The sequence below is a fragment of the Variovorax sp. GW531-E2 genome (assembly GCF_059423125.1).
Genome location: NZ_JBWKXQ010000051.1, coordinates 38,476 through 48,709 on the forward strand (window position 1 = coordinate 38,476; position 10,234 = coordinate 48,709).

Annotated in this window: 11 protein-coding genes; 2 read left to right on the forward strand and 9 right to left on the reverse strand. The window is 67.9% G+C overall.

Annotated features, from left to right (window positions below; translation table 11 throughout):
• Positions 1-9: 9 nt before the first annotated feature.
• From AC07XP_RS24045 to phnD, 7 genes are all read right to left on the reverse strand, one after another.
• Positions 10-591 carry a TetR/AcrR family transcriptional regulator gene (locus AC07XP_RS24045; RefSeq protein WP_495266083.1) on the reverse strand — a complete coding sequence of 194 codons (582 nt, stop codon included), beginning with the start codon at positions 589-591 and terminating at the stop codon, positions 10-12.
• A 45-nt stretch (positions 592-636) separates the two neighbouring features.
• Complete coding sequence (locus AC07XP_RS24050; protein ID WP_095747544.1) at positions 637-1,629, reverse strand: Bug family tripartite tricarboxylate transporter substrate binding protein; 993 nt, start codon at positions 1,627-1,629, stop codon at positions 637-639.
• Positions 1,630-1,670: 41 nt separating this feature from the next.
• Complete coding sequence (locus tag AC07XP_RS24055; RefSeq protein ID WP_495266084.1) at positions 1,671-2,639, reverse strand: Bug family tripartite tricarboxylate transporter substrate binding protein; 969 nt, start codon at positions 2,637-2,639, stop codon at positions 1,671-1,673.
• 72 nt (positions 2,640-2,711) lie between these two features.
• Complete coding sequence (psrA, locus tag AC07XP_RS24060; RefSeq protein WP_495266085.1) at positions 2,712-3,815, reverse strand: iron-containing alcohol dehydrogenase PsrA; 1,104 nt, start codon at positions 3,813-3,815, stop codon at positions 2,712-2,714.
• Between the two features lie 50 nt (positions 3,816-3,865).
• Positions 3,866-4,684 (reverse strand): phosphonate ABC transporter, permease protein PhnE, encoded by an 819-nt coding sequence (phnE, locus tag AC07XP_RS24065; RefSeq protein ID WP_139705634.1) that lies wholly within the window; start codon positions 4,682-4,684, stop codon positions 3,866-3,868.
• Entirely contained in the window at positions 4,681-5,538 is an 858-nt protein-coding gene (gene phnC / locus AC07XP_RS24070) for a phosphonate ABC transporter ATP-binding protein (protein ID WP_495266086.1), read from the reverse strand. The genes phnE and phnC overlap by 4 nt, the downstream gene beginning before the upstream one ends.
• Positions 5,535-6,398: a phosphonate ABC transporter substrate-binding protein gene (phnD, locus tag AC07XP_RS24075; protein ID WP_062482233.1), complete on the reverse strand. Its 864-nt coding sequence runs from the start codon at positions 6,396-6,398 to the stop codon at positions 5,535-5,537. The genes phnC and phnD overlap by 4 nt, the downstream gene beginning before the upstream one ends.
• 250 nt (positions 6,399-6,648) lie before the next feature.
• Between phnD and AC07XP_RS24080 the strand changes: the two genes are divergently transcribed.
• Complete coding sequence (locus tag AC07XP_RS24080; protein ID WP_487849210.1) at positions 6,649-7,533, forward strand: LysR substrate-binding domain-containing protein; 885 nt, start codon at positions 6,649-6,651, stop codon at positions 7,531-7,533.
• 16 nt (positions 7,534-7,549) lie between these two features.
• Here the strand turns inward: AC07XP_RS24080 and xerD are convergent, their stop codons facing one another.
• Together xerD and AC07XP_RS24090 are read right to left on the reverse strand one after the other, a co-directional pair.
• Entirely contained in the window at positions 7,550-8,464 is a 915-nt protein-coding gene (gene xerD, locus AC07XP_RS24085; RefSeq protein WP_070059540.1) for a site-specific tyrosine recombinase XerD, read from the reverse strand.
• A 67-nt stretch (positions 8,465-8,531) separates the two neighbouring features.
• The gene (locus AC07XP_RS24090) at positions 8,532-9,506 is read right to left on the reverse strand and encodes a tripartite tricarboxylate transporter substrate binding protein BugE (RefSeq protein ID WP_070059541.1); all 975 of its coding nucleotides are present in this window, start codon (positions 9,504-9,506) and stop codon (positions 8,532-8,534) included.
• Positions 9,507-9,622: 116 nt separating this feature from the next.
• On the opposite strand from AC07XP_RS24090, the gene AC07XP_RS24095 reads away from it, so the two are divergent.
• The coding region (locus AC07XP_RS24095) for an AEC family transporter (RefSeq protein ID WP_495266087.1) at positions 9,623-10,234 on the forward strand (612 nt) is incomplete at its 3' end.

The following is a 10,234-nucleotide window of genomic DNA, read 5'->3' on the forward strand; positions in this document are numbered from 1 at the left end:
ACGCATCGGTCAGTCCAGCGGCAGTGCGCGCCGCAGTTGGGCGATGGCGTCGTCGAAGTCTTCGACGCGGCCCGTCATGCGCGACGCAAGCAGCGCGCCCTGGCACGACGAGAACACGAAGGCCGCGAGCGAGGCCACGGGGTTGTCTTTCTGTGCCTGCACCGGCACCAGCGCGCCGAGCACGCCGGTGAGCCACATCACCTGGGTGTTGCGCAGCGCCTGCACGGCCTGGCGCAGGTCCTCGTTGATGCAGTCCCAGCCCGGCGCCAACGCGCCCGCGGGGCACAGGCCCGAGCCGGCCTTCAGCGTGTTGCGGTACATGCGGAAATAGGATTCGAGCGCGTCCTTGGGCTCGCGCGCGCGCGCCGCCACCCAGTCCTTGAAGCCCTGCGTGGCGCCCTGGATCACCGCGATGCCCAGCGCTTCCTTGGTGGGAAAGTGGTGGTACAGGCTCGCCTTGCGCACGCCCACCGCGTTGGCCACGTCCTGGAAGCTGAAGCCCAGGTACGAACGGGTTTCGATGAGCCCGCGCGCCACCGCGAGGATCTGCTCACGGGTGCCGCCGGGGGCCAGGGTGGAAGCGTCGTTCATCTACCTACTATAAGGTAGGGAAACCCGGCCCTGCAAGCGCCGGGGTCAATCGGCCTTGATGCCCGCGGCCTTCACGATGCGGCCGTTGCTCTCGAACTCGCTGGCGATTTCCTTGGCGAAGGCGGCCGGCGTGCCCGGGGCGGGCACGTTGTCGGTGGCCGTGAGCTTGGCGCGCAGCTCGGGGCTGGCGAGCGCCTTGTTGATCTCGGCGTTGTACTTCGCGACCAGCGCCGCCGGCGTGCCCGCGGGCGCGAACACGCCGAACAGCGAATGGATGTTGGCCGCGCTGTAGCCCAGCTCGGCCAGCGTGGGCACCTGCGGCAGACTCTCGAGCCGCGCGGGCGCGCCGGCCGCCAGCGGGCGCAGCTTGCCCGACTGGATGTGCGCCGACAGCGTCGGGCTGGCGTTGGTCGACAGAATTTCGAACTGCCCGCTCAGCGCATCGTTGAGCTGCTGGCCGCCGCCCTTGTACGGCACGTGCGTGATGTCCACGCCGGCCGTCGCGCGCACCTGCTCGAGCACGATGTGCCCGAGCGAGGCCGGCCCCGACGTGGCCCAGCGCACCGCGCCGGGCTGCGCCTTGGCTTCGGCGATCAGTGCGCGAAAGTCCTTCGCCTTGCTGGCCGGCGTGGCCACCAGCAGCACGGGCGAATACATCACGCTGGCCACCGGCACGATGTCCTTCAGCGGGTCGAACGGCAACTTGCCCAGGTGCGGGCTCAGCACCAGCGGGCTGATGGCCGAGAAGCCCAGCGTCGCGCCGTCGGGCGCGGCCTTGGCCACGGCGTCCATGCCGATGGCGCCGCTCGCGCCCGCGCGGTTGTCGACGATCACCGTGGTTCCCAGCTGCGCGGCGAGCCGGTCGCCAAGCGCGCGGGCGACCACGTCGCTCACGCCGCCCGCCGGATAGGCCACGATGAGCCGCACCGTGCGCGGCACGGCCTGCGCGTGCGCGCCGCTGGCCGCGCACAGCGCCGCGGCGGCGAGCAGCCGGGTCGTGGTCCGGCGCGAAGGCTTGGAGGCGGCGAGGAAGTTCATGGTGTCGATGAAAGGCATGCGTCGATGAGATAGAAGATCGGTCAGTCCAGCTGCAGCTTGCGCTCGCGGATCAGCTTGGCCCACTTCTCATTGTCCGCCTTGACGAAAGCCGCAAAGGCCGCCGGACCGAGCGGATGCACCTCGGCGCCGGCCGTTGCGAACTTGGCCTTGATCTCGGGTGTCGCCAGTGCCTTCGCGAGTTCACCCGACAGGCGATCGACTACCTCCTTGGGCATGTTGGCCGGGCCGACCAGCCCCTGGAAGCCGACTGCTTCCATGCCTGCGAGGCCCAGCTCCTTCACCGTCGGCACGTCGGGCAGTTGCGGGTCGCGCACGGGGCCGGTCACGGCCAGCGCCTTGAGCTTGCCGCCCTTCACCTGCGGCAGCAGCACGCTGCCCGCGTCGATGAGGATCTGCGTCTGCCCGCCGAGCAGGTCCTGCACGGCCGGCGCGCTGCCCTTGTACGGCACGTGCGTCATGTCCAGGCCCGTCACCTGGTTCATGAGCTCGCCATTCAGGTGCGTCGAGGTGCCGTTGCCGCCCGAGGCGAAGTTGACCTTGCCGGGCTGGCCCTTGGCCCACGCCACGAACTCCTTGAGGTTCTTCGCCGGATGGTCGGGCCGCGTCACCGCGATGTAGCTGCCCTGGCTGATCTGGCCGATGTAGGTGAACTGCTTGATCGGGTCGTACGGCGGCTTGCTCTGCAGGTACGGCGCGATGGCGAAGGGGCCGGTGTTGGCCAGCAGCAGCGTGTAGCCGTCGGCCGGCTGGCGCGTGAGCTCGGTGGCCGCGATCATGCCGCTCGCACCCGGCTTGTAGTCGACCACCAGCTGCTGCTTGAGTGCTTCCTGCAGCGGCACCTGCACCGTGCGCGCCGCGAAGTCGATGCCGCCGCCGGGCGGGTAGCCGACGATCAGGCGGATGGGCTTGGCGGTGGGAAAGCCCTGGGCGATGGCGAGGCCGGCGGTCGTGGCCAGTGCGAGGCCGGTGCAGAGTCTGCGAAGGTTCATGGATGTCTCTCGATGTCTCTTGAATAAGAGCATCCATTTTGAAACATCGCCGGACCTCCGGCTCGCACCTGCTCAGGCTTCCTGCGCCTCCACGTCGTTGCCGATGAAGTTGCGCCCGCGCGCCCCGCCCTGCGCATGGCGCAGCATCTCGCGCGCCTCGTCCTCGCCCACGCCGTAGTCGGCGAAGCGCGTCTTCACGCCCAGCGATTCGATGAAGGCCGCGAGCTGCGCCGGTGCATCGGCCAGCGGCATGCGCAGCGCCTGCGCCAGCACCGCGTCGCGGTCGGGCCTACGGCCGATCGCGCGCGCCAGCACCATCGGCAGCGGGAACGAACAGGCGATGCCGTGCGGCAGGCCGTAGCGCAGCGTCATCTCGTACGAGATGGAATGCGCGAGCGCGGTCTTGGTGTTGGAAAACGCCATGCCCGCCTTCAGCGCGGCCAGCGCCATGCGCCCGCGCAGTTCGACGTCGTCGAGCCGGGCCATGAGCTGCGGCAGCACCTCCAGCGTGTCCTGCACGGCCGCCACGGCGAAGGTGTCGGACAGCGGGTTGGCGTTGACGTTCCAGATGGCTTCGAGCGCGTGCGACAGCGCATCGAGCCCGCTCTGCAGCGTGACCGCCGCCGGCAGCGACAGCATCAGCTCGGGGTCGATGACCGCATGGCTCGGCCAAGTCTGTGGCAAATGCAGCGAGTATTTCTTCTGCCGCTCGCGGTCCCAGATGGTGGCCCACGGCGTGACCTCGCTGCCCGTGCCGGCCGTGGTGGGCACGGCGATGAGCGTCTTGTGGCGCGTGGCGATGAAGGGCCGCTCGCCCGCGAGCCCCGCCACCAGGTCCGCGAAGCGCCCGTGGTCGTCGGCCACCATCAGCGCCTTCGCGGTGTCGATGGCGCTGCCGCCGCCGACCGCGACGATCACCTCCACGTCGGCATGCGTGCGCCAGAACCACTCGTAGGTCTCGGCCAGTTCCGCCACATCGGGGTTGGGCCGCGTCTGGTCGAGCGTGCAGGCCAGCGCGTCGCCGAGCACCGACGCCAGCCGGTCGAGCAGGCCCAGCGCGCGTGCCTCGGGAAAGGTCACCAGCGCGGCGCGCCGGCCCTCGAGCAGCTTCGGCAGGGACAGCAGGGCCCCTGCCCCGTACACGCTGTGCACGGGGTTGTGGTAATTGGCGCTCATGGGGAAGTGGGTTCAGGAGGCGGCGAACGCCGCAGGGAAGGAGCGGGCCATCAGCGCGCGCCCTGCTGGATCCAGCCGCGCAGCCGGGTCGAGAGGTAGTCGGCCGTCATGACCATCACGACGATCACCAGGATGCAGGTGGCCGTGTCCTGGTACTGGAACAGCTTCATGCTGCCCACGAGCTCGAAGCCGATGCCGCCCGCGCCCACCATGCCCAGCACCGTGGCCTGGCGCAGGTTGGTCTCGAAGCGGTAGACGATCACGCCGATCCACGCGGTGACCACCTGCGGAATCACGCCGAAGATGATGGTCTGGATCGGTCCCGCGCCGGTGGCGCGCAGCGCTTCGATCGGGCCCTGGTCGATCTCCTCGATCGACTCGGCGAAAAACTTGCCGAGCATGCCCGCGCCATGCAATGCCAGCGCCAGCACGCCGGGGAACGGACCGAGGCCCACGGCCGCCACGAAGATCAGCGCCAGGATGATCTCGTTGATGCCGCGCGTGATGTTCAGCACCTGCCGCATCGCGTGGAACACGGCGACGTTCGGCGAGATGTTGCGCGCCGCGAAGAAGCACAGCGGCACCGCGAGGATCACCGCCAGCAGCGTGCCCCACAGCGCGATCTGCACGGTCTCGATGGCCGGCTTCACGAGCTTGCCCATGAACTCCCAGTTGGGCGGCAGCATGCGCCCGAGGAAGTCGGCGATCCAGGGCATGCCCTTGCCGAGTTCGCTGAAGCTCACCTGGCTGCCGATGGCCGCCCACCAGAGCACGCCGATGCCGGCGAGCACGGCCACGGCGTACTTCCACCAGCCGGGGTTGCCGGCGCTCTTGGCGATCAGCAGGTTGTAGCGTCCGAGGGCGATCATGATTGCTCCATGGCGAGTTGCGGGGCGGTGCGCGCCGGCGCCGCATGAAGGGCCGCGGCGGGCACGCTCGGCGTTGCGGTGTCGGGCTCGGCGCCCGCCGCGGCGGCTTCGGTGCCCTCTTCCACGCCGCCCGGATAGATGAGGTGCAGCACCTCGTCGGTCAGCTCGTCGGGCCGGCCTTCGAACACGATGCGTCCGGCCGCCACGCCGATCACGCGCTGCGCGAACTCGCGGGCGTAGTCGACCTGGTGCAGGTTGCAGATCACCGTGATGCCGTCCTGCCGGCTGGCCTGCTTCAGGTAATTGAGCACCTTGCGCGAGGTCTTCGGGTCGAGGCTGGCCACGGGCTCGTCGGCCAGGATCACCTTGGGCTTTTGCGCCAGCGCGCGGGCGATGCCCACGCGCTGCTTCTGCCCGCCCGAGAGCGTGTCGGTGCGCAGTTCGGCCTTGGGATCGAGCTCGACGCGGCGCAGGCATTCGCGGGCGATGGCGATGTCCTTCGCGGGGAACACCTGGAACCACGACAGGAGCGCGGGCATCGAACCCAGCCGTCCCGTCAGCACGTTCTTTAGCACCGACAGGCGCGGCACCACGTTGTAGTGCTGGAAGATCATCGCGACGTCGCGGCGCACCTTGCGCAGCCCGGCGCGGTCACCGCGCGAGCGCTCGCCGTCGACGTGGATCTCGCCTTCGCTCGGCTCGGCCAGGTGGTTGATGCAACGCAGCAGCGTCGACTTGCCCGCACCCGACGCGCCGAGGATGACGACGAACTCACCCTTGGCCACCGTGAGGTCGACACGGTGAAGCGCGGTGAAGTCGCCGTAGCGCTTGCACAGCCCGCGGATCTCGATCATTTCATCTTCCTCAGGTCGAGGTTCAGCACCTTGGCCGTGTCGCGGATGATGTTGTAGGCCGCGTCGTTGGTCGGGTGGAAACCGTTGAGCAGGCCCTGGTCGGACCAGGGGATGTCCTTCACCTGCAGGAAAGCGGCCTGCACGCGCGTCTTCAGGTCGGCGGGCAGGTCCTTGCGCCACACGGTGGGCGACTCGGGGATCGGGTCGGACTTCCAGACCTCGACCAGGTCTTCGCGCTTGACCAGGCCCTTGGACACGGCGGCATCGAGGATGCGGTCGGCAATGGCCGCGGCATCGACCTTCTTGTTCTGCACCGCGATCGCGCTCGAGTCGTGCGAGCCCGAGAAGATCACGCGGCCGAAATCCTTGTCGGGATTGAAGCCCGCCTTCAGCAGGCCGGCCTTGGGAAACAGATGGCCCGAAGTGGAGCTCGGGTCGACGAAGGCGAAGGTCTTGCCCTTGAGGTCGGCCACCGTCTTGATGCCGGTGTCCTTGTGGGTCACGATCTGGCTGTGGTACGAGGTGCGCCCGGCCTTCTTGGTCTCGGCCACTGCAAAGGCCTCGATGTCGGCCACCGTGGTGCCCAACACATAAGAGAAGGGGCCGAGGTAGGCCACGTCGAGCCGCTTGGAACGCAGCGCTTCGATCACCCCGTTGTAGTCGGCCGCCACGAAGGGCTTGACCGCGAAACCGAGGGCCTTGGACAGCATGTCCATCATGGCCTGGCTGTTGGCAATCATGGCGCGCGAGTCCTCGGAAGGAATCAGCCCGACAGTGAGAACCTGCTGTGCCCGTGCCATCGGCACGAAGGCGGACGCTGTCACGGCGGCAGTGCCGAGCAGCAGCTTTCTACGCTTCATCATGGTTGTCTCCAGTGGTCTGCGTTGCATGGAATCCTCAGGTCGTTTCGAAGGGCAAAAGTACCCGTCTCGAGTCTTCCAGTCGCGCGTGTCATGGTCATGACAACGCGAGGATTCGGGACGTCCGGCGTGTTTCTGTCGAGGCCTGGTCCGTCTTGAGCGCGAGTACATCACTGGTACTCATATCGATCAAATTCAAATTTTTTCGATGATCTATATACTGAACCTATAGATCAGAAAGGCTCCCGCGATGCGCCTGACCCAGTTGCGTTCCTTCTATGCCGTGGCCCGCGAAGGCAGCTTCACGCGGGCCGCCGAGCACCTGCACGTGAGCCAGCCCACCATCACCACGCAGGTGCGCTTTCTCGAAGAGGCCTACCAGGTCGAGCTCTTTCACCGGCGCGGCCGGCGCGTGCAGCTCACCGAGATCGGCGAACAGCTCATGCAGCTGGCGCAGCAGATCTTCAGCCTCGAAGGCGATGCGGTGGCGCTGCTCGGCGACGCCGGCAAGCTGCGCACCGGCCACCTGCGCGTGGCGGCCGTGGGCCCGTACCACGTGACCAAGATGCTGGTCGACTTCAGCCTGCGCTACCCCGACGTGAAGGTCACGGTGAGCACCGGCAATTCACAGGACGTGCTCGACCGCCTGCTCGACTACAGCGCCGACGTCGGCGTGCTCGCGCAGCTGGTGCGCGACGACCGCTTTCTGTCGGTGCCCTTCAGCCAGCACCCGGTCGTGATGTTCGTGCCCTCCACGCACCGCTTCGCGAAGCGGCGCAACATCCGGCTCGCGGAGCTGCAGGGCGAACGGCTCATCCTGCGCGAGCAAGGCTCGACCACGCGCAAGGCGCTCGAGCTGGCACTGACCAAGGCCAAGGTCGAGGTCGACGTGGTGATGGAGATCAGCAGCCGCGAAGTCATTCGCGAAGCCGTGGCGCAAGGCCTGGGCATCGCGGCCGTGTCGGGCGTAGAGTTCGTGCCGGGGCCCAACCTGCACATGGTCGGCTTCAGCGACACCGAAATTTTTACCTACGCCCACGTGCTGTGCCTGGCCGAGCGACGCGAGATGCGCATGGTCAGCGCCTTCTACGACACGCTGGTGCCGGCCATCGAGGCGCGCAAGCGCAAGAGCTGATCGAACGACCGCTGCGTCAGCCGCGCGGATGGTGCGCCGCGTGCAGCTGCTTCAGGCGCTCACGCGCCACGTGCGTGTAGATGGTGGTGGTCGAGATGTCGGCATGGCCCAGCAGCAGCTGCACCGCGCGCAGATCGACACCGTGGTTCAGCAGGTGCGTGGCGAAGGCGTGGCGCAGCGTGTGCGGCGACAGCGGCACATGGATGCCGGCAGCCGCAGCCTGCTTCTTCACGATGACCCAGAACATCACGCGCGTCATGCCCGCGCCGCGCGCGGTCACGAACAGATCGGGCGTCTGCTGGCCGTCGAGGATCACGGGTCGCGACTCGTCGAGGTAGCGTTCGATCCAGCGCCGCGCCTCGCCGCCGAAGGGCACAAGGCGTTCCTTGTTGCCCTTGCCGAGCACGCGCAGCACGCCGTCGTTCAGGCTCATGTCGATCGCCTTCAGCGCCACCAGCTCGCTCACGCGCAGGCCGCTCGCGTACATCAGCTCCAGCATCGCGCGGTCGCGCAGGCCGAGCGGGCTCTCGACATCGGGCGCGGCCAGCAGGTCGTCGACCTGCTTCTCGGACAGCGTCTTGATCGCGCGCGGCATCTGGCGCGCGGGCATGAGGCGGATGCTCGGATCGGCCGTGATGCGGCGCTCGCGCAGCGCCCAGCGGTAGTAGCGCTTGAACACCGTGAGCCGCCGGTTCGCCGAGGTCGCCTTGCCCTTGGTGGACAGGCGCACGCCCATGTAGGCCTGCAGGTCGGTCTCGCGCGCGGCGTCCAGCCCCATGCCGCCCCGCTGCTCGCGCAACCACTGCGCGAACAGCGCGAGGTCGCGGCGGTAGGCGGCCAGCGTGTTCTTCGACAGCCCGTCCTCGAGCCAGAGGGCGTCGATGAAGGTGTCGATGTCGGCGGTGGGGGGAGCGGCGGCGGCCTCGGTCATGCGGTGCAAGATAACAAAAGAAAAAGCCGCCCGGAACGCGGGCGGCTTTTATTGGGAGCGAAGCCGGTCAGTCGAGCTTGAGGTTCTGCTTCTTCACGACCTGCTTGTACACGTCGAACTCGGCCTTGATCTGCGCGGCGAACTGGTCGGGCGTGTTGGCCACGATCAGCGAACCGGTGTCTTCGATGCGCTTCTTCACGGCCGGATCTTCCACCGCCTTCTTCACGCCGGCGTTGATCTTGTCGACCACTTCCTTCGGCAGGCCCTTGGGGCCGAGGATGCCGTAGTAGGCCATGCGGTTGACCGGCTCCAGGCCGACTTCCTTGAAGGTCGGCACGTTCGGCAGGCCGGCCACGCGCGTCGGCGCCGACACCACGATCGGCACCAGGCGGCCGCTCTGGATGAAGGGCATCGCCGAGGGCAGGTTGTCGAAGATGATCGGCACCTGGCCGGCCACCACGTCGTTCAGTGCCGGGCCCGCGCCGCGGTACGGGATGTGCGTGACGAAGGTGGTGGTCAGGCTCTTGTACAGCTCCATCAGCAGGTGGCCGATGCCGCCCGTGCCCGACGAGGCGTACGAATACTTGCCCGGATTCTTCTTCAGCTCGGCCACGAACTCGGCGTAGTTCTTGGCCGGGAAGCTCGGGTTCACCGCGATCACGTTCGGCGTGGCCGCGATGTTGATGATCGGCGTGAAGTCGGTGATCGGGTCGTACGGCGTCTTCGGGTTGATGGCCGGGTTGGCCGCCGTGCTCGACACCGTGGCCACGCCCAGCTTGTAGCCGTCGGCCGGTGCGCGCGCCGTTTCGGCCGCGCCCACGATGCCGCCGCCACCGGCGCGGTTGATCACCACCACCGGCTGGCCCAGCACCTTGCCCAGCGGGTCGGCGATCACGCGCGCCACGATGTCCGTCGTGCCGCCGGGTGCGAACGGCACGCTCAGTTCGACCGGCTTGGTGGGATAGCCCTGCGCGAAACTCTGGCCTGCCACTGTGACCAGCGCGGCAGCGCCCACGAACGCGCTCCATTGACGACGTTGCATCGATAACTCCTTGACTTGACGGAACCGGCCGGGGCGGCCGGAAAAAAGCGAAGCCCGGATGCTAGCGGGTCGGGGCTTTCCGTCATGCTGTGGAATACCCACGGTTGTGCCGGTTTATGCTCGAAGCGGTGAACTACGCGCAGCTGCTCTTCCCCGATTTCTCCCTCATCGCCATCGGCTGGCTTCTGTGCCGCTACACCGCGCTCGACCGCCGCGTGTGGGACCAGGTCGAGAGCCTGGTGTATTACTTTCTATTTCCCGTCCTGCTGTTCCATTCGATCGTGCGCAGCCCGCTCGACTTCGGTGCGACCTCGAGCCTGCTGACCGCGGGCGTGGGCGTCGGGCTGGCCGGCATCGCGATGGCCTATGCCCTGCCCTTCGTGCCGGGCCTGCGCACGCACATCGACCGGCACGACCACGCAGCGAGCGCACAGATCGCGTTCCGCTTCAACTCCTTCATCTGCCTGGCGCTGGCCGAGCGGCTGGCCGGGCCCGAAGGCCTGCTGCTGATCGCGGTGCTGATCGGCGTGTGCGTGCCGATGTTCAACATCGCGGCCGTGTGGCCGATGACACGGCATGCGCAGACGGGCTTCGTGCGGCAGCTGGTGCGCAATCCGCTGATCGTGGCGACGCTGGCGGGGCTGCTGGCCAATGTGCTGGGGCTCACGGTGCCTGGCTGGTTGACGCCGACGCTCACGCGGATCGGGGCTGCGTCGCTGGCGTTGGTG